Origin of the sequence: Pseudarthrobacter sulfonivorans (assembly GCF_031454915.1) — a bacterium.
GTDB lineage: Bacteria > Actinomycetota > Actinomycetes > Actinomycetales > Micrococcaceae > Arthrobacter > Arthrobacter sulfonivorans_C.
Map to the genome: position 1 here is coordinate 336,622 of NZ_JAVDRS010000005.1, position 22,026 is coordinate 358,647.

The window sequence follows — 22,026 nt, forward strand, 5'->3', positions numbered from 1 at the left end:
TCTTCCCGGCAGTACGCTGGATGAATCTTCCGGGAGCCCAGCCATGCCAGAACTTGATGAACTCTTGACGTCCGGGCGCGAAGCCTTCGTCCGCCGGGACTGGGCCGCGGCGAACAGCAACCTGGCCGCCGCCCGGGCCAACTCCCACCTCGCAACGGGCGACCTTGATGCTCTTGCCAGTTCGGCCTGGTGGCTGGGGAACGTGCCGGAATCGCTGGCGGTGTCCGAGGAGCTCTACCGCCATCTTGCCGGGGAGGGCGACCACACCGGGGCGGCCATGACCGCGATTGAACTGTCGCTTCGCTGGAGCACCCGCGGGGACCTCGCCGTCGCTTCAGGCTGGCTCAACCGTGCACGCCGGATGCTGGCAGGCCGGGAACACGATCCGGAGTATGGCTACCTGCTGTACATGGAGGCGTCCATGTCCCTGGACTTCGAGCCCGACCAGGGGACCGCAGCGCTGGCGGCCCGCGGGGTGGAGGCCCTGTCGCACGGATTCGATGATCCTGCCCTGCGGTGCTTCGCACGGGTTCTGTCCGGCATTGTCCTGGTGCGCGACGGGCGCACCGAGGCCGGCTTCAACGAATTCGATGAGGCGATGCTTCCGGTCCTGGCAGGGCAGGTACCGCCGGAGTGGGCCGGGGACATCTACTGCACGGTGGTCCATCTTTGCCACGCGCTGGGAGACTTCGCCCGAATGCGCGCCTGGACCCGCGCGCTGGAACAGTGGGCTGCCGGTATCTCCACTACGTTTGTCTACGCCCATGTCACCCGCGTCCATGAACTTCAGCTCCTCAGCACCGAAGGTAAATGGGAGGCCGTCCTGGCCGAAATCGGGCCGCTGAGCGACAAACTGGCCACAGCGCACGGCTGGATGGCAGGCGCCGGTTTCTATGAGCTGGGTGAGATCCGGCGGCTCCGCGGTGACGCCGCAGGGGCACGGGATGCGTACGCCCGTTCCCGCGGGACCGGCGTGGAGCCCCAGCCCGGCGAAGCCCTGCTCCGCTACGCCGCCGGGGAACGCCACGAGGCCCTGGAGCAGCTCCGAATCGCGCTGGCAGAAACCAGTCCGCTGGAGCGGGTAAGGCTGCTGCTCCCCGCAACTGAACTGGCCCTCGCCAGCGGTCAACAGAATCGTGCCGCAGCGTACTGCTCCGAACTTGAACAGACTGCAGTGCGCTTCGCCTCCCCCGGCCTGCGTGCCTGGGCACACCACGCCAAGGCGCTGGTCCTGCTGTCAGCAGGCAGGGCACGGGATGCCTTGACGGCAGTCGAGGCCGCGGCCCGGATCTACCGCGAGCAGCGGGCTCGGTACGGGACGGCCCGGCTCCACGAACTGGCGGCGTCGTGCCGGATGCAACTTGGAGAGGCGGAAGCGGCCACAGCGGACCGGGCCACGGCGTTGGCCATCTACCGGCAGCTGGGGGCAGTCCCCGACGTGAGGCGGCTCGACGCCGAGGCGCCGGGCGGCCTTACGGCACGCGAAGCCGAAGTCCTGGCACTGGTCTGCGGCGGGACCAGCAACCGCCAGATCGCCCAATCGCTGGTCATCAGCGAAAAGACCGTGGGCCGCCACCTCGCGAACATTTTCATGAAGATCGGCGTCACGTCACGAACCGCCGCCGCCGGCTGGGCACGAGCCCACGGACTCGCATAGCGCACGACGCCGTCCTGCACCGAAGGCACGCCGCTGGCCCGCCGTCGTCGTACTTTTTCGCCTCCCCCGCAGCACCGGAAGGGCCGTATGCCTACATCATTCGCCCCATCCCGGCAGTGCAAGATGCATCACCTGCCCGACGCGGCGGCCGTGGCCCCGGGAATAACGTCAGGGTAGCCGGAAGGACCGGCGCGGATTGAGGGGAAAGGCAGAATCATGACCACATACGAGGCAGAGGCTGACGTCAGCACGGACAGCGCAGCGGTGGAGGCCGCGGCGCAACGGCTGCTGGGCGTCCTCAACGACGGTTCCACGGCCGTCCTGGCCAGCATCGGCCATCAGACCGGGCTCTTTGACACGCTGGCCCAGCTGCCCCCGGCGAGCAGCGAGCAGATCGCCGACGCCGCCGGGCTGGACGAGCGGTATGTCCGTGAGTGGCTCGGCGGCATGGTTACGGCCAAGTTCATCGACTACGCTCCCGGCGCACGGACGTACTTCCTGCGCCGGGAGTACGTCCCCAGCGTCAGCGGTCCGGGCGCGGAGAATATCGCGCGGACGCTGACATACATCACCCTGATGGGCGAAGTGGCCGGCAAAATAGCGGGCAAGTTCAGGACCGGCGGCGGACTGGACTATGCCGAGTACCCGGACTTCATCCAGATCCAGGCGGCGGACAGCGGCTCCGTTCACGACGCTTCACTGGTGGAGCTCATTCTTCCCCTGACGGACCGGATAGATGCCCTGCGGGCGGGCATTGACGTCGCCGACATTGGGTGCGGAGCCGGGCACGCCGTGAACCTGATGGCGCAGGCCTTCCCGCGGAGCAGCTTCGTTGGCTACGACTTTGTCGAAGCAGCCCTGGCCGTGGGGCGCGCGGAGGCGCACCGGCTGGGCTTGTCCAACGTGCGCTTCGAACAGCGTGACGCGGCCACCCTTGACCAGGGCGAATGCTTTGACCTGGTGACGGTTTTCGATGCCGTGCATGACCAGGCCCACCCCGCCGCTGTCCTCCGCAACATTTGGCAGGCCCTCCGGCCGGGAGGCACGTTCCTGATGGTGGACATGAAAGCCTCCAGCCGGTTGGAGGAGAACATCGACCTGCCGTGGGCGGCCTTCCTGTACGCGATCTCCACGACGCACTGCATGTCGGTTTCACTCGCCCAGGGAGGGGACGCGCTGGGCACCGTCTGGGGTGTCCAGTTGGCGGAGGCCATGCTCCGGGAAGCCGGCTTCGGCGACGTGCAGGTGGTGGACCTGGCCGAGGATCCGTTCAACGCCTACTTCGTGGCCAGGAAGCACACCGCCTGACTCAGGTAGCGGAATCGGGCGCAGCAGCCTCGCCGGCGCCGTTGACGTTCACGAGCCAGGCCGTCCCGAACCGGTCCGTGCACATGCCGAAGACGTCACCCCACGGCGCCGGCTCCAGCGGAACGGCCACTGTGCCGCCGTCGCCTGAAAGCTTGTCCCAGTAGCCGCGCAATTCGGCTTCGTCATCGCCGCTGAGCGAGATCGAAATGGTGCTGCCGGGTGAGTAGTCCATGGTGTTGGGAGTGTCAGCCCCCATCAGGACCAAGCCGTTGGTGGTGGTCAGCATGCCGTGCATGATCTTGTCCGCCTCGGAAGGATCTTCACTGGCGTGGAACTCCCCGAAGGTGCTGAGGGCCAGTTCGCCGCCGAAGACGGAATGGTAGAAGGTCATCGCCTCCCGGGCGTTGTCGCGGAAGCCAAGGTAGGGGTTGAGCGTCGTTGGCATGGCCGATTCTCCTTGCAGGACGGAACAGCTTCGGAATGGAACAGTCAACATCCTGCCGCACTTCAGGCCCGGTTCATAGGGTCGCCGGCCCCGGGTTCCCCCCAGTTCACGGCACGAAGCGGTACCCCATCCCGGGTTCGGTGAGGAGATGGCGGGGGTTGCCAGGGTGGTCCTCGAGCTTCCGCCGCAACTGTGCCATGTACACCCGCAGATAGTTGGCCTCCGTTTGGTAGGCCGGTCCCCAGACGTCGAGGAGCAGCTGCTGCTGGGTGACCAACCGGCCGGGGTTCCGAACGAGCAGCTCCAGGATGTTCCACTCCGTCGGCGTCAGGCGGACCACCGCCCCATCCCTTGTGACACGCCGCTGTACAAGGTCGACAGTGAAGGAGGATGCGGCCACGGTGGGGGCGGAGTCGGGCTCCGGCACACGGCGGAGGAGCGCCCGCAGCCGGGCCAGGAGCTCGTCCAGTCCGAACGGCTTGGTGATGTAGTCGTCTGCGCCGGCGTCGAGGGCATCGACTTTGTCCGACGAGCCGTGGCGCGCGGACAGAACCAGCACCGGCAGGGTGCTCCACCGGCGGAGTTCGCACAGGACGTCTGCTCCGTCCCGGTCAGGCAGGCCGAGGTCCAGGATCATCACGTCGGGCGGACGGTGGGATGCGGCACGCAGGGCAGTGCCGCCGTCGGCCGCTGTGTCCACGGCGTAGCCGTGGGCCTGGAGCGTGATCCGGAGGGCCTTCAGCAGGTGGGGGTCGTCGTCAACCACGAGGACACGTGTGCGGGCGCCGGCCGGAGCATCCGCGCTCACCCGGCCTCCCGCCGTGACTGGCCGGCGGCGTGGCGCGCGCCCCGCGAGCCGGTGGAAAGGGCCAGCCTGATCACCATGGTCAGTCCGCCGCCGGGGGTCTCCTCTGCAGCCAGCGTGCCGCCCATGGCTTTGACAAAGCCGTCGGCGACGGCCAGGCCCAGTCCCACCCCCGTGGCCTGGGGCCTGTCGTGAAGCCGCTGGAACGGTTGGAAGATGTCGAGCACCTTCCGGGCGGGCACGCCGGCGCCGTGGTCGATGATCCGCAGCTCACCGGAAGGATAGCCGTCCAGGGTGGCTGTGCCCATGCCGTCGGAAGCGCCGGTGATGGTAATGCCGGAATCAGGAGCGTATTTGACGGCATTTTCGACGATGTTGGCGATGACCCGCTCCAGCAGGACAGGGTCTGCCTCCACGGTGGGCATGTTGGCGGGCAGTTCCACCCGGGCAGAACCGTCCGGGAGCCCGCGGAGGGCCGGAGCCACAACATCGCCCCACCGTACGGGGCCGAGCAGCGGCCGCACCGAATCGGCGGTGATCCTCGACATATCCAGCAGGTTGCCCACCAGCTGGTCCAGGCGGTCCGTGCACTCATCGATGGTCTCCAACAGCTCCCTCTCCTCCTCGGCTGTATACGTCACGGTCCGCTGCAGCAAGCCACCGGCCGCGAGCTTGATCCCGGCCAGCGGCGTTCGCAGATCATGGGAGACAGCCCGCAGGATGGCTGTGCGCATGGTGTTCCCTTCCGCCAGCCGCAGTATCTCCCGGCGGCTCACGGCCAGCTGGCGGCGTTCCAGCTGGGCCTTGACGTGGACCGCGAACGCACCCAGCAGCCTGCTTTCCGTGGCCGGCACCTCCCGGCCGAACAGCACAAGGCGGGTGTCGTCGTCCACCGGCTCCGCAGTCCCGGGGGCGCCGGTGGCGCCGGGCCACCACGCGGTGGTGTCCCCGGCCCCGGCCACCAAGCGCCAGACCCGCCCGTCGGCAGCCGGACCGGGTGCCGTGGAAGAGTCCGACGACGGTGCGTCACCGGCCGCCTGACTGTCCCGGCTGCTGAAGACACCGGCGCCCGTTGCACCAAACACGTCCAGCGCCTCCGCCAGGATTCCTTCAAGCGTGTCCTCGGAACGGGAGGCACCCAAAGCGAGATCCCCCAGGGTCGCGGCCTCCGCGTGGGACCGGGCGGCTTCCTTGGACCGGCGGGCGGACCGGTCCACCACCCCGGCGACTGCCACGGACACACCCACGAAGATGCCCAAGGACAGGAGGTCCTGCGGGTCGTGGATCGCCAAGTCCCCCAGCGGCGGCGTGGAGAAGTAGTTCACCAGCAGGCTGCTCCACAGCGCACCCACCACGCCAGGCCACAGCCCGCCCATCAGGGCCACCGCCACGGCGCCCGCGAGCTGGATGAGGACGGCCGTGGCAACGCTGTGGTCGAAGGCGGCGAGCAGCACCTGCAGCAGGACCGGGAGGGCGGCGGCGAGCGCGAAGCCAATGCCCACCCGTGCCCGGCCAAGGTCCGGCCGCCTGCGGGCTGGCGTCCGCCCGGAATCGGGGCGGGGAACCACGTGGACATCAATCTCCCCGGCATCGCGGACCACGCGCGCCTCCACCGTGCCGCCGGCGAGCAGCCCGGACACGAGTCCTGCAAGGGGCTTGCGGCGGGACTGGCCCACAACAAGGTGCGCTGCGCCGGACTTGCGGGCGAAGTCGAGGAGGGCCAGGGCGGGGTCCGGCGCGGAGACGGTGTGGTAGGTCCCGCCCAGTTCGAGGACCAGCCGCCGCTGGGTTTCGAGGACCTGGGGGGACTCGTCCGAAGCGCCCTCTGCGGTGCGGATGTGGACAGCCATCAGCTCGCCGCCGCCGTTCCTTTCCAGGAGGCGGGTGGCGCGGCGGATGAGCAGTTCTGCGTCGTGGCTGCCGTCGAGGCCAATGACTATCCGTTCCCGTGCCATGCGGCCATTCTCCCACCCGGATCCGGCGCTTTTACGCCGTCCGGCAGACGGCGCTGTGTTCCTTGCCATACCGGCGTTAAGGATGCGTCAAGATCGGCCTGACTGCGGCTCAAAACCAGGTGGCCGGTACTAGATTCGGCTGTGCCCGCGGTGCTGTGCTGCGGACTGAAAGGCTTTCATGACCACCATGAGCAGACCGCCGGCCGATCCCTCGGCCCTTCGTCCGACGCGGAAGGCTGCCCTCGCTAGCTGGCTGATGTTTGGCTTGGAGGACGCCAAGGGCACCCATCAGGGTCCTGGTGGCGCTGCTCCCGCCGGGGAGAAGAAGCACCACTGGTGGCAGGTGATGTGCCTGACGGGCGTGGATTACTTCTCCACGCTCGGCTACCAGCCCGCCATCGCGGCGCTCGCCGCCGGCGCCATCTCACCCCTTGCCACGCTGGTACTGGTGGCGGTGACCCTGCTGGGTGCCCTCCCGGTCTATCGCCGGGTTGCCGGCGAGAGCCACCGCGGCGAGGGATCCATCGCCATGCTGGAACGGCTGCTCCCCCGCTGGCGGGGAAAAATCCTGGTGCTCGTGCTGCTGGGTTTCGCGGCCACCGATTTCATGATCACCATGACGCTGTCCGCCGCCGACGCCACAGCCCACCTGATCGAGAACCCGTTTGCCCCGAACGTCCTGCACGGCAACGAGGTGGCCGTAACCCTGGTCCTCCTGGCACTGTTTGCCGCGGTCTTCCTGCGCGGGTTCAGGGAGGCCATCGGCGTCGCCGTGGTGCTGGTGGTGTTGTACTTGGCCCTCAATGTAGTGGTCATCACCAGGGCGCTCGGAGAGGCTGCCACCCACCCCGTCGCTGTGGGTGACTGGTGGCAGACGCTCAACACTTCACACGGGAATCCACTGATGGCGGTGGCCATCGCACTGCTGGTCTTCCCCAAGCTGGCGCTGGGACTTTCCGGCTTTGAAACCGGGGTAGCGGTCATGCCGCAGGTCCGCGGCGGTGCCGGTGACACGGAGGAGAATCCGGCCGGGCGGATCCAGGGCACGCGGCGGATGCTGACCACCGCTGCTGTGATCATGAGTTCGTTCCTGGTGACGAGCAGTTTTGTCACTGTGGTTCTGATCCCCGCGGACGAGTTCCTGCCGGGCGGGGAAGCGAACGGGCGGGCACTGGCGTTCCTTGCCCATGAATACCTGGGTGCCGGCTTCGGAACGGTGTATGACCTGAGCACCATCGCCATCCTGTGGTTCGCCGGGGCGTCGGCGATGGCTGGCCTGCTGAACCTTGTTCCCCGGTACCTGCCGCGCTACGGCATGGCACCGGAGTGGGCCAAGGCCGTCCGTCCCCTGGTTCTGGTCTTCACGCTGACAGGCTTCGTGATCACCTGGCTGTTCGAGGCCGACGTCGACGCCCAGGGCGGCGCGTACGCCACCGGCGTCCTGGTGCTGATGACCTCGGCGGCAGTGGCCGTGACGCTCTCGGCCCGCCGGCTGCAGCAGCGGAAGCGGACGTTCGGTTTCGGAGTGATCTCCGTGCTCTTTGTCTACACCACGGTCACCAACATCATTGAGCGTCCCGAAGGGATCCGGATTGCAGGTTTCTTCATCCTGGGCATCGTCAGCATCTCGCTGCTTTCGAGGGTGCTGCGTTCCTTCGAGCTCCACGCCACCCACGTGCGGCTCGATACCCAGGCGCTGGAGTTCTTGGCGGAGAACCTGACCGGGCCCATCGGCATCATTGCCCATGAACCGCTGCGCCAGTCAGCCGAGGCCTACCGGCAGAAGCTGGCGTCCGCCACCGAGGCGAGCCACTTCCCCGCCGACTGCCAGACGCTGTTCCTGGAAGTCACGGTGGACGATTCCTCCAACTTCGAGACCGAACTGGAAGTCCGGGGCGTGGTGCGGCACGGGTTTGCCGTGCTGGAAGTGCACGGCCCGGTGGTGCCCAACACCATCGCGTCAGTGCTCCTGCACATCCGCGACGTGACCGGACTGATGCCGCACGTCTACTTCCGGTGGACTGAGGGCAATCCCGCGGTGAACCTCCTGAGGTTCCTGGTGCTGGGCGAGGGTGAGATTGCCCCGGTGACGCGGGAGATCCTGCGCGAAGCCGAACCGGATGTCACGCAGCGGCCGTGGGTGCACGTGGGGTGAGCCTATGGCACCTGGGTCCACGGTTCGCCTTGCCCGGCGCGATGCCAGGTAAGCCGCGGGCCCTCCCACTCGCGGGCCACGTCCGTGAGCCAAATAGTACTGTCGGGGTCCCAGCCTGCGATGACTGTGGCCGTGCCGGAGTCGACGTGAAGTGCTCGCCCCGCGCCGCCAAGGTAGCCGAGGACCGTGAGGTGGACGGCGTCCCACTCAGCCGCCACCAGTTCCCAGTCCGGAATCACCCAGCGGCCATTGCGGCCGGTGGTGTTAAACCAGACGTGCCGGCGCGATGCCGTCACCTCCAGTGGAAACCTGCGGCACAACGACGTCCAGTCATGCGGTGTGCGGATCTCCAGGGTGCGCCCCGCACCGCGGACAGGAATGGCGGCAGCAACCTCCCACCCGAGGGAATCCTCCACAAGGTTCAACGCAGCGGGGATGCGTCCCACGGTACGGACAATGCCTTGCGGGACCGACCACCACCATCCTGACCACGGGGCGTGCGGGTCGCTCGGGCGCTCGGTCGCGGCCTGGGCCTCCTCAGCGCGTTCGCGTTGGCCCCATTCGGCCAACGGCAGATGCTTCGGCAACGGCGCCGGGTCAGCTGCCGGCCGCCAGTCGATAGCCCATTGTTCCCTCGCGCGTTCCTTTGTCCACCATTGCGCGCCAGGTAATGCCAGGACAGAGCGGGCAAGGCGCAGGAGGGCCTCCCGGATCACCGGAAGTCCCGCCAGCACATCCTCGCCGTCGGGCTCCTGCCAGTACCTTGCGGTGTCCACCGCGCGCTCCAGGGCACCCTGCACGTGCGCATCCCCAACACCTGTGACATCCAGTGCGGTGAGGGCGGCTGCCAGGTTCACGGGCGACGGCGAGGCAACTGGTGGTGCGGGCGGGCTGGAGGGTTGGGCTCCGGCGTCGTCCGGGTATCCCATAGTCAACGTCATCCGTGACGATCCGCGCCCCGAATCCAGGTCATACCCAAGCCGGAAAACCATGGTCCTGATGTCCGGGTCCAACTCCATGGCCAGCTCAAGGCACAGCCGGCGGCCCCGCGGTCCTTCCAGAAGCACTTCCCCACCCCCCGTCATCAGCCCATCCTGCCACCATTTGGGTCCTGTATCGGGTGCCCTCACGGATGCACGAATCGGTGCCGCGCCGTAGGCTCAGGGGCATGGCCAGATACTTTGATGTTCATCCCCAGGACCCCCAGCCCCGCGCGATCACGCAGGCCGTGAAGATAGTGCTCGACGGCGGCCTGATCGCCTACCCCACGGATTCCTGCTACGCGCTGGGCGCCCAGCTGGGCAACAAGGACGCGCTGGACCGGATCCGGACTATCCGCAAGCTGGACGACAAGCACCACTTCACCCTTGTCTGTAAGGACTTCGCCCAGCTGGGCCAGTTCGTGCTCATCGGAAACGATGTCTTCCGCAGCATCAAGGCGGTGACGCCCGGGAGCTATACCTTTATCCTGCCGGCCACCAAGGAAGTTCCGCGCAGGCTTCTGCATCCCAAAAAGAAGACGGTGGGCGTGCGCATCCCGGACAACCGTGTGGTGCAGGCCCTGCTGGCAGAGCTCGGCGAACCGCTCCTCTCCAGCACCCTGCTGCTCCCGGACGAGGAGGACCCGCTGACGCAGGGGTGGGAGATCAAGGAACGGCTGGACCATGAAGTGGACGCCGTCATAGACGCCGGAGACTGCGGGTCCGAGCCCACCACGGTGGTTGATTTCTCCAGCGGAGTGGCTGAGGTGGTGCGGCGCGGCACCGGGGACCCGTCCCGGTTCGAATAGCCCCTAGTCCTGCTTGCGGGCCCGGCTTGGCTGCACGCGCGGAGGCTCGCCCGGCATCTTCGGATAATCGGGCGGGAAAGGCATCTCACCGAGCCCGTTCTTCAGATCACGGTCCCACCAGCCCAGCAGCACATCAATGGTGCCGGGGTTGGCGTCCATGCCGGCCCACGGATCGCCCAGGGTTTTCAGCCGGTCCGGGACGGTGAGGATGGTGAAGTCTTTCGGGCTGATGCTTTCGAGTTCGTCCCAGGTGATGGGGCAGGACACGGGTGCGTGGGGAAGGGCGCGCGGGCTGTAGGCGCCGGCAATGGTCCGGTCCCGGTTGGCCTGGTTGAAGTCCAGGAACACCTTCTCGCCCCGTTCCTCTTTCCACCAGGCCGTGGTGACCTTCCCGGGCATACGCCGTTCAAGCTCGCGGCACGCGGCGATCACCGCATGCCGGACATCCAGGAATTCGTGCGTGGGCTTGATGGGCGCGTACACATGGAGCCCGCGGTTTCCTGACGTCTTGATGAAGCAGCCAAGGCCCGCCTCCGCGAGCACCTCCTTCAGCGCCAGCGCGGCCGGAACAGCGTCGTCGAAGTCAGTTCCCGGCTGGGGATCCAGGTCGATGCGGAGTTGGTCCGGATTGTCGGTGCTCTCCGCCCGCGACGGCCAGGGATGGAAAACAACGGTGTTCATCTGGACGGCCCAGACCGCGGCGGCCGGTTCGTCCAGGACCAGCATGGGATGGGAGCGGGCGCTCGGAAAGGTCACCTTGACCGACCGGACAAACTCCGGGGTTCCCTTGGGCGGGTTCTTCGAAAAGAACTGTTCGCCGTCGATGTTGTCCGAGTACCTCTGCAGGGCAACGGGCCGGCCGCCGTTGGCGGCAAGGAACGCCTCCCCCACGTCCACGGTGTAGCGTGCCAGGTCCAGCTTGGTCAGTCCCAGTTCCGGCCACAGGATCCTGCTGGGGCTGGAAATGCGCATTTCGCGCTCGCCGTTCGGTCCCGGGACAGTGATGGTGGTCTGTTCGCTCGCCATGGGGACAACCTACCCTGCACCGTGCGCCACGTCAGCACCCGGCGCGCAAGCCTGCCCGTGATCCGGCATCATGGACCTATGCCCGCAGTTGAATCCCCTGTCACCATCCCCGTCGGCGACCTTGAGGTCTCCGGCGTTTACGCCCGCCCGGACCACCCCTTCGCAACGCTGGTGCTGGCACACGGGGCCGGGGCCGGCATGGAGCACCCGTTTATGAGCGGCTTCACGCGCGGACTGAACGACGACGGCGTTGCCACCATGCGCTTTAACTTCCCCTACCGCGAGGCCGGCCGGAAGTTCCCGGACCGGCCGCCGGCAGCCATCGCCACCTGGCGTGCTGCCATGGAGGAAGCCGCCCGCCAGGGACAGGCCCACGGAGACGGCGGGCCCGTCTGGGCCGCCGGTAAATCGTTCGGCGGGCGCATGGCGTCCATGGCCGTCGCAGAGGGAATGGACACGGCAGGGCTGGTGTACCTCGGGTATCCCCTGCACCCGCCCGGCAAGCCTGAAAAGCTTCGTGACGGGCACCTCTACGGGCTCACGCTGCCCATGCTGTTCCTGCAGGGTTCCCGCGACACCTTCGCAACGCGGGAACTGCTGGAGGGTGTGGTGTCCCGGATCGGCACGTCAGCCGTGCTGGAGTGGGTCGAAGGCGGGGATCACTCCTTTGCGGTGGCGGGCAGGAAGCGCGACGCCGCAGAGATCGGCGCCTCCCTGGCGCCGACGGTCGCGGAATTTATCCGGACCCGCAGCTGAGCCCCGAACAGTAACGTCGTCCGCGACGGCAACCTGCGCAGGCTAAGCGGCGTCCTCGTGCCACCAGCCTTCCCAGGCGGCTGAGCTCAGCTGGCCGGTGGGGAATTCGGTCTCGCTGTTCCCGCGGCCGTCTTCACGCCGGCCGCCGTCAAACAGGAAGTTCAGGCTATTCAAAAGCAACATTGGTACGTCCCTTCGTGTGGTGGATGGACCACGTTGTCCAAGTAGGAACGAGCCTAACTGCGGGATGTTTCAGGGGGTCGACGCTACGTTTCGGCCAGGTATCGGACATCTCACGCCGTACTCCCGGCCAACAGCAGGTGGGCCGCCGTCAGCCCGGGGACGTCACATCCTGGCTTTGGTCCGCGCCGTTGCCTGCGCTGTCCACGGGTCCTCCGGCCAGGGGTGCCTGGGATAGCGGCCCCGCATCTCGGCCCGCACCTGCGCGTAGGGTCCGGACCAGAACGACGCCAGGTCATCGGTCACTGCCAGCGGCCGCCTGGCCGGCGACAGCAGATGGAACAGGACCGGCACCCTGCCGTCCACCAGCCGCGGGGTTTCGGCCCAGCCAAAGCATTCCTGCAGCTTGACCGCCACAACCGGCCGGCCGTGTTCCGCGTGTGCCCGGCCGGCCGCCGTACTGCCTGGCCCCGCACTGTCCGCCACCAAACGCTCCGACCCTGCGCTCTCCGACACGTCGGGGTAATCGATCCGGACCATCGATCCGCTCGGTACCTTCAGTGCTTCCGGTGCCAGCTCGGCCAGGCGGACCGCCTCCGGCCAGGGCAGCAACCGCCGCAAGGGGTCGGTGAGGTCTATGGTGCCGGTGGCCGCGCCGCCGGCCATCTTCCCGAGCTCCGGCCCCAGCCAGGTGTCGAGGTCAGCAAGCAGCGCGCGCTCGGAAACGTCAGGCCAGGGCGCGCCCAGTTCGCGGTGCAGCAGGGCGAGACGGCGGCGCAAGGCATCCGCCGCCGTCGACCATCCAATGATTCCCAGCCCCGCCTCGGACAGTGCGCGGGCCACCGCCCTGCGTCCATCGGCAGGTGAGGCCCGGACGGGGGTGGAGGACAGGCTGATGGCGCCCAGCCGCCGTTCCCGGCGCGCCATCACGCGGCCCTGGCTGAACTTCGCTTCGACGGTGTCGGAGAGTAGCTGCCCGGCGGCCGCCTGCGCGAGATCCGCGGTCAGCGGAGCCGCAGAGCGGATCACGGCACCGGTCCCGGCTGCGTCCCTGCCTGCCGCCCGCGACACCTCCGCAACGGCCAGCCATTCGTACCCGGACAGCGGGCTGCCCGCCGGCAGTCCTGCGCGGGTGCCGGAGGACAAGAGGTACCGCGCCGGGCCCTCCCCCGGTACGCGCCATGCGACCCGGTCCGGGAACGCCAGCGCGACGACGATCCCCAGCGCCTCCGCAGCCGTCACCGGAGCCGTGATGGCGGAACGCCCGACGGCGCCGCCCTCCTTCCGTGCGATGGTTTCCAGCCGCCTGACGTCCTCCGCCCAACGCCGGGACGCGGGCTCCTTACCGGTGCGCAGGGTCGCAAGAAGGGCCGTGAGGTCGGCACCAGGCGCCCGCTGGTCCCCTGCCACGAGGGCCACCGCTTCAGCCGCCTTGTGATGGCCCACCGCGGCGGCACCGTCCAGGAGCGCGCGGGCCAGCCGGGGATCGGCCGGAACCCGGGCCAAAGTCCTGCCCAGACCGGTGGCGTGCCCGTCGCCCCCGACGGCACCGAGTTCCCTCAGCACTTCGATGGCCTCTGCCATTGCGGCGGCCGGTGGTGCATCCGGCAGCGCCAGCCCCCGGCCGCCGGGCGATCCCCAGCAGGCCAGGGTCAGTGCGGCGCCGGTCAGATCCGCGACGGCGATCTCCGGCGTGACATGGGCCGGCGCGGCACCGTAGCTTCTCTGGTCGTAGCAGCGCACCACCCGTCCGGGCCCCTGCCGGGCGGCACGGCCGGCGCGCTGTTCTGCCGAGGCCCGGGAGCAGGAGACGGTCACCAGCCCGGACATGCCGCGGCTGGCGTCGCGGCGCGGTTCGCGGGTCAGGCCGGAATCGATGACAAGCCGGACTCCCGGCACGGTCAGGGAGGATTCGGCGAGGTCGGTGGACACGATGATCCGCGCCGGGTCACCCTGACGGCGCCCGGACACAGCGCGGTCCTGCTCGGCCGGGCCAACCTGGCCGTGGAGCTCCAGCACCTCGGTTCCGGAGGCCACCCGGCCGCGGAGCCGGCTTGCCACGTACTGCACCTCCCACGCACCTGGGACAAAAACCAGGGCATCAGTGCCGGCGTCCCGGGCCAATGCCCCGGAGTGGGCCTCGGCAGCCGTATGCGCCACATGGTCCAGGAACCCGCGTGCCACGCCACGGCCGTCCAGCCGGGGCATCGCCGCCGGAGTCCACTGGACCTCCAGCGGGTGCAGCGCTGAAGGGCAGTCGACCACGGGGGCCGCCCCGCCGCCGTCGTCCGCTGTTCCCCCGACTGCTGTTCCCCCGATAAGCGCGGCGAAGCGGGGCGCGTCCAGCGTGGCCGACATGGCCACCAGGGTCAGGTCTCCGCGGAGCTGGCGGACCTCGCTGAGCATGCCCAGCAGCAGATCGGTTTCGAGGCCGCGCTCGTGCACTTCGTCGAGGATGACGGCCCCGGTGGCTTCCAGTCCCGGGTCGTCGAGGAGCCTGCGCAGCAGGATTCCGGGCGTGACAAACTCCACCAGAGTGCCGGGCCCGGCCTGGCGCTCGCCGCGGACCGTGTAGCCGACCCGGTCACCCACCTGGCTGCCGTCGAGGACGGCCAGACGCCGGGCGGCTGCACGTGCCGCGACCCGCCTGGGCTGAGTGACCACGATGCGCGAGGCCCCCTGGGCGGGTGCGAGGTTGGCGAGGAGCGGCGGGACGAGGGTGGTTTTGCCTGTTCCGGGTGGCGCCTGCACCACTGCCGTGCCCGCCGCGCCGCCGGCACGCAGCACGGCAGACAGTTCCGCCAGCGATGCCGCGAACGCCAGGCCGGTGCTGATGGTCCCCAGGTCAAAGGCGCCCGGTATCGCGGTGTCCGCCGCGGCGGCGTGGGGGCTGCTCGATGAAGTCACCCGTCCATTGTCGCCGCAATCCGGTTACGCCGTCAGTTAGCCCTGTCAGCGCAGGCGCAGTCCAATACGTCAGACTGGAGGTCATCCATCATGAAAGCGGGACCCCCTTGATACAGCTCCAGCAGGACTCCGAAGGCTTCATCCGCATGAAGAGGCACTTTCCCGCCAGCACGCCCGTGACCATCGTCTTCAGCGACGGCTCCCAGGAGGTCTTCGCCGGCGGCAGGCTCAACGAGATCTACGACGAAGCCCTTGCGGTGTACCGGGCACAGAACCAGCTCGATGCCAAAGGCTTCTCGCGTGGCCCGCAGAAGAAGGTTCAGACCGGAATTGAGTTCGTTGCCGTCCGCCCCGGGATGGGGCAGTAACCCGCGCCGGCCATTTCAGGGTGACCGGCTGACCACCAGGGCCGAACCTCCTCCGCGCCTGACAGGCTCGGCTGCGGCAATCATGCGCCCGTGCCGGCCGAACTCGATGGCCGTGGCCGCCCCGATCTCCGCTGCCGAGGTGAAGGCGTCACCGGCAGGCACCAGCTTGTGCCCGTATGGTGCCAGCTGGCTTCCGTAAGCGGTGATGAACTCCGGCTCGGCCGTGACGTTCGCGGTGTTCCGCTGCGCGGCACGCGGAGCCGCCAGCGCCTCGGAAACGCTCATGCCCAGGTCCACCCGGTTGAGGATCGTCTGCAGGACGGTGGTGATGATGGTGGATCCCCCAGGTGAACCCAGCGCCAGGAACGGCTTGTCGTCCTTGAGGATGATGGTCGGCGACATCGAGGAGCGCGGGCGCTTGCCCGCCTCGATCCGGTTCGGGTCGGTGGGGTTGTAGACGGTGGAGAAGTCAGTCAGCTCGTTGTTGAGCAGGAACCCGCGGCCGGGAACCACAATGCCGGACCCGCCGGTCTGCTCGATAGTGAGCGTGTACTCCACCACGTTGCCCCACTGGTCGGCGACCGTCAGGTTAGTGGTGGAGATGTTTTCGGTATCCGTCTCGTCGGCGGCCGCGGCCGGCTCAACCGGGCAGGCGCCGTCGTACGATGCCACGTCTCCAGCCGCGACAGGTTTCACGGCTGCCGTCGCCGGGTCAATCTCGCAGGACCGTTCCTTGCCGAAGAGCGGGTCGGTGAGCGCATCCGTGGGGACGTCAATAAAGGCGGGGTCGCCGACGTACTTTCCACGGTCCGCAAAGGCGAGGGCACTCGCCTCGAGGTAATGGTGCAGGGCGCCTGGGTTGGTGCCGTCCATCTGGCCCATCTCTGCGAGGTTGAACGTCTCCAGGATGTTCAGCGCTTCGCCGACTGTGGTGCCGCCGCTGCTGGACGGCGCCATGCCATAGACGTCGTAGCCGCGGTACTCAACGTGCGAGGGTTCCTGGTCCAGCGTCTCATACGCCGCGAGGTCCGCCGTGGTCAGGTAGCCGGGAAGGGCCGGGATGCTGGTGGGCGGATCAGTGACAGGCGGCACCCAGGCGGGGTCCTTCGGCGGCGCCTGCACGGTGGCTTCCATCTCCTCGGCGAGCGGGCCGCCGTAGAAGGCGTCAGGGCCCTCCTTGGCGAGGAGGAGGTACGTATCGGCGAGGTCCGGGTTGCGGAAGACGCTTCCGACGGCGGGCGCGTCGCCACCCGGCAGGAAGAGGCTGCGCGTGGGAGTAAACGCGGAGAACCGGACCTTGTTGTCCAGGGTCTGCTGGCGGAACGTCTCGTCCACTGCGAAGCCCTCACGGGCCACTTCGATGGCCGGTTCGAGGGCTTCGCCCAGGTCCAGGGTGCCCCACCGCTGCAATGCCCGTTCCCAGGTGGCCGGCGTGCCGGGAACTCCTACAGAGACACCGCTGGAGACGAGCTCGGCAAAGGAGTAGGCCGCCCCGGTTGCCGGATTCACGAACGCGTCCGTTGGCATGGTCGCCGGGGCCGTTTCGCGGCCATCGATGGTCTGTACCTCGCCGGTTTTTGCGTCGTAGAAGACGAAATAGCCGCCACCGCCGATCCCGGCGCTGTACGGCTCGGTGACGCCCAGGGTTGCGGCTGCGGCCACGGCGGCATCTGCTGCGTTGCCGCCCTCGCGGAGAACCTCGATCGCAGCTGCCGAAGCGTCTGGGTCGACGGTACTCACAGCTCCGCCGTACCCAATAGCCGTCGGGGTTTTGTCATCCTTCCGCGAGTCTGCGAAGGCGGGCGTGCTGACGGCTCCCGCCGTCACGCTGAGTGCCAGAACTGCCGTCACGGCAGCCATCTGACGTCGCAAAGTAGGCATGATGCTCCCTCGTCAGAGTCCTGCGGAGTGTAGTTTTCGTCACGTTACTCCGGCCGTTTGTGACTCTCAAGGCTTGATTATTTGCTGCCTGCCTCCGTGTCAGAGCGGGGTTTCGGTCGCCGCAGTGGCGGTGTCTGCCGGCGAGCGCCGGCGGCGGCTTGCCAGCAGGAAGGGCACCGCGAACAGTTCGATCACACCGCTGAAAGCCAGAGACAGGGGGTAGCCGTAGACGTCGGCTGCGCGGCCCATCAGCGGCTGTACCACGATGCCGCCGCTGGATCCCATCAGTGAATCAAAACTGAGCACCGTAGCCCGTTGCTTCGAGGAAATCATGTCGTTGAGGTAGGCCTGCCGCACCGGGGTGGCCGCCGCCATGACCAGTGCCCAGAGGGTGAGCAGCAAAAGCGCCACCCAGAACAGACGCGTGAATCCCAGCCCCACCAGGATCAGCCCACCCATGCCGCTGGTCGCCACCAGCACCGTAGTCCTTTTGCGCACCAGGCGCCGGAGTGTGGGGGCCAGCCAGCCGCCCACCACCTGCGCGCCGGCCACAATAGCCGCCGCGAGGCCGGCAACGGAGTATGCACGGGGATCTCCGAAGAGTTCGAGCAGGAAGGGCTGCAACGCGTAGAACACGTAGATACCGACGCCGGCGCTGAAGGGCGCCGCAAGCATGATGTAACGCACGGGCGGGTTCTTCAGGCCGCTGTCGATGGACGCGGTCAGTACCGCCCTGGTTGCCTCCAATGGATGGGAGGAGCGTTCCGGCGTAAACCCGACATCGCGCATCAGGAGGAACGCAACGCCAAACATCGCCATGAGCACCCCGACGCGCAACAGGAAGGGCACGCCAAGGTCCGTGACCTGGGCGATCACGCCGCCGGCCGCCGAGCCCACCAGCATCGCGATACCGGCCACCATCTGCCCCCGCCCCAGGACCGTCTCCAGGTCCCCCTCGTAGGCCGTGAAGTGCAAAGCGTCGACGAGCCAGGCCTCGACGGCCCCGGAGAAGAACGTAAAGCCCAGGCCCAGGAGCACAGACACCACCGCCCACGCCCAGAAGGGTGCGGACAGCTGCCAGAGGAGGTAGTAAAGGTAGGTGGACGCGGCAAGGGTCACCGTCCCCAGGAGGAAGGACGTCCGCCGCCCCCACCCGTCGGCGATGACCCCGGTGGGTACTTCGAACAGCACCATGCCCGCGGTAAAAAACGCGTTGGCCGCGAAGGCTTCCAGGTTGCTGAGCCCGGCATCCAGCAGGAAGAGCGTGTTGATTCCCCAGATGAATGAGGCCGCAAGGGTATTGCCCAGCGTCAGGGTGAGGTAGATGCGCTGGATTTTGCGCGCGGCGGCATTCATGGCGCAGCGCTTATCAGGTGCTGGGCACCGGCTCGTGCCGCAGGTAGCGGCGGCGGAACCGGCCGGTACCGGCGGTGAGCGCCCGCAGTTCCACGGCGTAGCGCAGGAGTTCCTGGTCCGGAACGTCGGCGCTGATTTCGGTCACCTCGCCGTCGGCGGAGGCTGTTCCGGTTAGCCGGCCGCGGCGGCCGGACAGGTCGCTCATGACGGCGCCCACGTGCTCGTCCGAGACGGTGATGCTCACCGAGGAGACGGGCTCGAGCAGCTGGATGCGTCCCGCCGCGGCGGCCTCCCGGAGCGCCAGGGCCCCCGCCGCCTGGAACGCGGCATCGGACGAGTCAACACTGTGGGCCTTTCCGCCCACCAGCGTCACACGCAGGTCAACCACCGGGAAGCCGGCGGCCAGGCCCTTCTGCATCTGGGCCCGGACGCCCTTCTCCACCGAGGAGATGAATGTCCCGGGAATCACCCCGCCCACCGTCTTGTCCACAAATTCGAAGCCGCCCCCGCGCCCCAGAGGTTCCACGTTGATGTCGCAGACCGCATATTGCCCGTGTCCGCCGGACTGCTTGACGTGCCGGCCGTGGCCCGCGGCGGGCCCGGCGAAGGTTTCCCGCAGCGGCGTCACCACGTCCTGGGTGTGCAGCTTCACCCCCTGTTCCCGGAGCCTGTCCAGCACCACGTCGGCGTGGGCTTCGCCCATGCACCACAGGATCAGCTGGTGCGTTTCGGCGTTCCGCTCCACCCGGAGGGTGGGATCCCCCGCGGCCACTTTCGCCAGGCTCCGCGACAGGGCATCTTCGTCGCTGCGCGAGTCCGCCTCGACGGCTACGGGCATCAGCGGCTCGGGCATCTCCCACGTGGAGAGCAGCAGCGGCTGTTCCCTTGCAGAGATGGTGTCGCCTGTCTCGGCGCTTCCCAGTTTGGCCAGCGCACAGATGTCGCCGGCAACGCAGTGCGCCACGGGCCGGAGGTTGGCGCCCAGCGGGGAATACAGATGCGTTACCCGCTCGTCCGTGTCATGGTCCTGGTGGCCGCGGTCCGCCAGTCCGTGGCCGGCAACATGCACGGGGGTGTCCTCATGCAATGTCCCCGAAAATACCCGGACCAGGCAGACCCGGCCGAGGAAAGGATCGACGGTGGTGCGGACCACCTCCGCGGCCAAGGGGCCGGAGGGATCACACGAAAGTTCTCCTGCAGGAGAGCCGGCCAGGTCGGTCACGTCAGGCAGGCCGCGCTCGAGCGGGGAGGGAAATGCCCTGGTCAGGACTTCCATCAGTTCGGCGGCGCCCAGCCCGGTGACTGCCGAGGTGGGCAGGACCGGGAAAAATGAACCGCGGGCGACGGCGGTCTCCAGGTCCGTGACCAGGACATCAGTATCGATATCCTCGCCGCCGAGGTAGCGGTCCATGAGGGTCTCGTCCTCGCTTTCGGCAATGATCCCTTCGATGAGCTGGCCCCGTGCGGCTTCGGATGCTCCAATCTCGCCGGGTCCTGCATCGCGCGGAGTGCCGGGCTCCCCTTCCGAGTAGTCAGAGACCGTCCCCTGCAGCAATCCCAGCAGACCTGTCATCTCGCCGGCCGCCCGGACCGGGACGTAGAGCGGAACCACCGAATCGCCGAAAGCCTGCTGGCAGGCGGCCAGGACGCCGTCGTAGTCCGCCCTGGGGTGGTCAACCCGGGTGATGGCCACGGCACGCGGCATCCCCACGTGCTCGCATTCTCCCCACAGCGCGGTGGTGGTGGCGTCGATGCCGTCCACGGCCGAGACAACAAAGAGGGCCGCGTCCGCCGCCCGCAGCCCTGCCCGCAATTCGCCGATGAAGTCCGGATAGCCCGGTGTGTCCAGCAGGTTCACCTTGATGTCGTTGATGAGCAGCGGCACCACCGCCAGCCCCACCGAGCGCTGCTGCCGGACGGCGGCCGAGTCCGAGTCACTGACGGTGGTTCCCTCGGCGATGGAACCCTTGCGGGAGATCATGCCGTGGGCGGCGAGCAGTGCCTCGATCAGCAGGGTCTTCCCTGCACCCGAATGCCCGATGAGCGCCACATTCCGCACCTGGGCCGGACTGTCTGCCGCAATGCCGGCCGCAGCGTCTCCCCGCCGCGACTCCGGTCCGCCCCGCCCCGGTATCCGTGCTGTGTCCTTTGCGCCTTTCACTGACATGGGAACCTCCTGGCGTCGTGCCGTGCACCGGGCCGAATCGTGTCCTTTGATTCGACACCCTTGCGGACTGAACAGCAAGAGTGTTCCCTGTGTCGGAGAATCCGCCCCGGAGGATAATGGCAGCGGAGACACCGGCCTGAGGAGGTCCGTATGCCAGCGCCACCCCGCATCACGGTGGAGGTTCCCGTCCTCAGGGTCGGGGACGGCCCGGCTGACTACGAAGGGTTGGGCAGCTTTGTCCAGGCGTTACGCCGGCCGCAGGGGCTGCACCTGACCCTGCTGCATGTGGGCATCCTGGCAGACTTCGCCCAGGACATCGAGGACTGGACCAAGGGCAACACCGCCGCAGGCAGCGCCATCCAGGCCACGGTGCACTGGCTGCAGGCGCTGCCGGAACTGGAAGGCTTCGCCGGCAGCTCGGACCGGCTGATCGTGCTGGGCGGCGGCAGCATCGCCGGGCTGGAAGTGGCTGTACCGCAGCACGTGATGGACTATCAGGTTTCCCTGGTGCAGGGACTGCATGAGCTGCTGGACGGGCTCCTCGTGGACAACGTGGACGACTTCATTCTCAGCTCACCTGCCCTTGGCTTCCGGTACCCTCACTGGGTGCCCCATGTTGCCGTGGGCCAGCCGCCGTCCCATGCACGGGGGCCGTGGAGTATTTCCCCGCTGGCGGTGGAGTGCGGGCCGTCACGGATCAGGAATGGGCAGTTCCTGCCCACGGGCGACTGAAGTCACCGGCATTGGCTGGCCGTTAATTAGGTCACACGATTGGGTCTTTTTGATCCGGACGCACAGGGTTACCGTGGGCAGAGGGAGCCGCCCGTCCGGGCAGCCTGAACACGGAGGATTCCTATGACAACGCACGTCGCCGACTGCAGTGTTTCCAACTGTTCGTTCAACGACCACTCCCACTGCAACGCCGCCGCAATCACGGTGGGCGGTGCCGAAGACCACGCATCCTGCGCCACGTTCATCGACACAGGCATGCACGGCGGCCTGCCCAAGGTCCTGGCCGACGTCGGAGCGTGCCAGCGTTCGGAGTGCGTTCACAACGAACACCTGATGTGCAACGCACCCGAGGTCCACGTAGGCCCCGGCCGCGACAACGCGGACTGCCTCACCTACGCACACACGTAAAGACCACCACGCAAGTCAAGAGGACGACGCCGGGAAGGCGAATTCAGGGGGTCGTTGCAACACCGTTGGTGTTAGTTGGTCAAGAGTAGGTCACGCAGGCGCTCGGCTGGGGTATCCCAGTCGAGCGTTTT

18 protein-coding genes are annotated in these 22,026 nt (G+C 67.9%); 8 read left to right on the forward strand and 10 right to left on the reverse strand.

Annotated elements, in window-relative coordinates:
- The first annotated feature begins 43 nt into the window (after positions 1-43).
- Complete coding sequence (locus J2808_RS13940; protein ID WP_309817583.1) at positions 44-1,657, forward strand: LuxR C-terminal-related transcriptional regulator; 1,614 nt, start codon at positions 44-46, stop codon at positions 1,655-1,657.
- Between the two features lie 216 nt (positions 1,658-1,873).
- A complete protein-coding gene (locus J2808_RS13945) occupies positions 1,874-2,965 on the forward strand; it encodes a class I SAM-dependent methyltransferase (RefSeq protein WP_309817586.1) in 1,092 nt (363 codons plus the stop codon).
- A gap of 1 nt (position 2,966) precedes the next feature.
- Here the strand turns inward: J2808_RS13945 and J2808_RS13950 are convergent, their stop codons facing one another.
- From J2808_RS13950 to J2808_RS13960, 3 genes are all read right to left on the reverse strand, one after another.
- Positions 2,967-3,410, reverse strand: coding sequence for a VOC family protein (locus tag J2808_RS13950; RefSeq protein ID WP_309817587.1), 444 nt, complete (start codon positions 3,408-3,410; stop codon positions 2,967-2,969).
- A 106-nt stretch (positions 3,411-3,516) separates the two neighbouring features.
- Complete coding sequence (locus tag J2808_RS13955; protein WP_309817590.1) at positions 3,517-4,218, reverse strand: response regulator; 702 nt, start codon at positions 4,216-4,218, stop codon at positions 3,517-3,519.
- Positions 4,215-6,170, reverse strand: a complete 1,956-nt coding sequence (locus tag J2808_RS13960; protein ID WP_309817592.1) for a DUF4118 domain-containing protein — start codon at positions 6,168-6,170, stop codon at positions 4,215-4,217. Before J2808_RS13960 ends, J2808_RS13955 begins: the two co-directional genes overlap by 4 nt.
- Before the next feature lie 178 nt (positions 6,171-6,348).
- Here J2808_RS13960 and J2808_RS13965 point away from each other — a divergent pair, with 178 nt between their 5' ends.
- Positions 6,349-8,325 carry an APC family permease gene (locus J2808_RS13965; RefSeq protein ID WP_309817595.1) on the forward strand — a complete coding sequence of 659 codons (1,977 nt, stop codon included), beginning with the start codon at positions 6,349-6,351 and terminating at the stop codon, positions 8,323-8,325.
- Positions 8,326-8,327: 2 nt separating this feature from the next.
- Here J2808_RS13965 and J2808_RS13970 read toward each other — a convergent pair whose 3' ends face one another.
- Positions 8,328-9,410, reverse strand: a complete 1,083-nt coding sequence (locus J2808_RS13970) for a hypothetical protein (RefSeq protein ID WP_309817596.1) — start codon at positions 9,408-9,410, stop codon at positions 8,328-8,330.
- Positions 9,411-9,493: 83 nt separating this feature from the next.
- Between J2808_RS13970 and J2808_RS13975 the strand changes: the two genes are divergently transcribed.
- Complete coding sequence (locus tag J2808_RS13975; RefSeq protein WP_309817598.1) at positions 9,494-10,114, forward strand: L-threonylcarbamoyladenylate synthase; 621 nt, start codon at positions 9,494-9,496, stop codon at positions 10,112-10,114.
- Positions 10,115-10,117: 3 nt separating this feature from the next.
- Here the strand turns inward: J2808_RS13975 and ligD are convergent, their stop codons facing one another.
- A complete protein-coding gene (gene ligD, locus J2808_RS13980; protein ID WP_309817601.1) occupies positions 10,118-11,140 on the reverse strand; it encodes a non-homologous end-joining DNA ligase in 1,023 nt (340 codons plus the stop codon).
- A gap of 78 nt (positions 11,141-11,218) precedes the next feature.
- On the opposite strand from ligD, the gene J2808_RS13985 reads away from it, so the two are divergent.
- Positions 11,219-11,896, forward strand: a complete 678-nt coding sequence (locus tag J2808_RS13985; protein ID WP_309817604.1) for an alpha/beta hydrolase family protein — start codon at positions 11,219-11,221, stop codon at positions 11,894-11,896.
- A 42-nt stretch (positions 11,897-11,938) separates the two neighbouring features.
- Here J2808_RS13985 and J2808_RS13990 read toward each other — a convergent pair whose 3' ends face one another.
- Together J2808_RS13990 and hrpB are read right to left on the reverse strand one after the other, a co-directional pair.
- Positions 11,939-12,079 (reverse strand): hypothetical protein, encoded by a 141-nt coding sequence (locus J2808_RS13990; protein WP_309817605.1) that lies wholly within the window; start codon positions 12,077-12,079, stop codon positions 11,939-11,941.
- A gap of 162 nt (positions 12,080-12,241) precedes the next feature.
- Positions 12,242-14,983, reverse strand: coding sequence for an ATP-dependent helicase HrpB (hrpB, locus tag J2808_RS13995; RefSeq protein ID WP_309817608.1), 2,742 nt, complete (start codon positions 14,981-14,983; stop codon positions 12,242-12,244).
- A gap of 107 nt (positions 14,984-15,090) precedes the next feature.
- On the opposite strand from hrpB, the gene J2808_RS14000 reads away from it, so the two are divergent.
- Complete coding sequence (locus tag J2808_RS14000) at positions 15,091-15,351, forward strand: hypothetical protein (RefSeq protein ID WP_309817611.1); 261 nt, start codon at positions 15,091-15,093, stop codon at positions 15,349-15,351.
- 15 nt (positions 15,352-15,366) lie between these two features.
- Here J2808_RS14000 and J2808_RS14005 read toward each other — a convergent pair whose 3' ends face one another.
- The 3 genes from J2808_RS14005 to J2808_RS14015 form a co-directional block, all read right to left on the reverse strand.
- On the reverse strand, positions 15,367-17,232 hold the full coding sequence (locus J2808_RS14005; RefSeq protein WP_309817613.1) for a gamma-glutamyltransferase family protein: 1,866 nt from the start codon (positions 17,230-17,232) through the stop codon (positions 15,367-15,369).
- A gap of 99 nt (positions 17,233-17,331) precedes the next feature.
- Entirely contained in the window at positions 17,332-18,588 is a 1,257-nt protein-coding gene (locus J2808_RS14010) for an MFS transporter (protein WP_309817616.1), read from the reverse strand.
- A gap of 13 nt (positions 18,589-18,601) precedes the next feature.
- Positions 18,602-20,755, reverse strand: a complete 2,154-nt coding sequence (locus J2808_RS14015; RefSeq protein ID WP_309817618.1) for an elongation factor G-like protein EF-G2 — start codon at positions 20,753-20,755, stop codon at positions 18,602-18,604.
- Between the two features lie 150 nt (positions 20,756-20,905).
- Between J2808_RS14015 and J2808_RS14020 the strand changes: the two genes are divergently transcribed.
- Positions 20,906-21,487, forward strand: coding sequence for a hypothetical protein (locus tag J2808_RS14020; RefSeq protein ID WP_309817620.1), 582 nt, complete (start codon positions 20,906-20,908; stop codon positions 21,485-21,487).
- Between the two features lie 123 nt (positions 21,488-21,610).
- On the forward strand, positions 21,611-21,895 hold the full coding sequence (locus tag J2808_RS14025; protein ID WP_309817622.1) for a DUF1540 domain-containing protein: 285 nt from the start codon (positions 21,611-21,613) through the stop codon (positions 21,893-21,895).
- The last annotated feature ends 131 nt before the right edge of the window (positions 21,896-22,026 follow it).

Excerpts from the sequence above, each read along its gene's own strand:
- J2808_RS13940 (WP_309817583.1), top strand. The coding sequence starts at position 44 with ATGCCAGAACTTGATGAACTCTTGACGTCCGGGCGCGAAGCCTTCGTC.
- J2808_RS13945 (WP_309817586.1), top strand. The coding sequence starts at position 1,874 with ATGACCACATACGAGGCAGAGGCTGACGTCAGCACGGACAGCGCAGCG.
- J2808_RS13950 (WP_309817587.1), bottom strand. The coding sequence starts at position 3,410 with ATGCCAACGACGCTCAACCCCTACCTTGGCTTCCGCGACAACGCCCGG.
- J2808_RS13960 (WP_309817592.1), bottom strand. The coding sequence starts at position 6,170 with ATGGCACGGGAACGGATAGTCATTGGCCTCGACGGCAGCCACGACGCA.
- J2808_RS13965 (WP_309817595.1), top strand. The coding sequence starts at position 6,349 with ATGACCACCATGAGCAGACCGCCGGCCGATCCCTCGGCCCTTCGTCCG.
- J2808_RS13970 (WP_309817596.1), bottom strand. The coding sequence starts at position 9,410 with ATGACGGGGGGTGGGGAAGTGCTTCTGGAAGGACCGCGGGGCCGCCGG.
- J2808_RS13975 (WP_309817598.1), top strand. The coding sequence starts at position 9,494 with ATGGCCAGATACTTTGATGTTCATCCCCAGGACCCCCAGCCCCGCGCG.
- ligD (WP_309817601.1), bottom strand. The coding sequence starts at position 11,140 with ATGGCGAGCGAACAGACCACCATCACTGTCCCGGGACCGAACGGCGAG.
- J2808_RS13985 (WP_309817604.1), top strand. The coding sequence starts at position 11,219 with ATGCCCGCAGTTGAATCCCCTGTCACCATCCCCGTCGGCGACCTTGAG.
- J2808_RS13990 (WP_309817605.1), bottom strand. The coding sequence starts at position 12,079 with ATGTTGCTTTTGAATAGCCTGAACTTCCTGTTTGACGGCGGCCGGCGT.
- J2808_RS14005 (WP_309817613.1), bottom strand. The coding sequence starts at position 17,232 with ATGCCTACTTTGCGACGTCAGATGGCTGCCGTGACGGCAGTTCTGGCA.
- J2808_RS14010 (WP_309817616.1), bottom strand. The coding sequence starts at position 18,588 with ATGAATGCCGCCGCGCGCAAAATCCAGCGCATCTACCTCACCCTGACG.
- J2808_RS14015 (WP_309817618.1), bottom strand. The coding sequence starts at position 20,755 with ATGTCAGTGAAAGGCGCAAAGGACACAGCACGGATACCGGGGCGGGGC.
- J2808_RS14020 (WP_309817620.1), top strand. The coding sequence starts at position 20,906 with ATGCCAGCGCCACCCCGCATCACGGTGGAGGTTCCCGTCCTCAGGGTC.
- J2808_RS14025 (WP_309817622.1), top strand. The coding sequence starts at position 21,611 with ATGACAACGCACGTCGCCGACTGCAGTGTTTCCAACTGTTCGTTCAAC.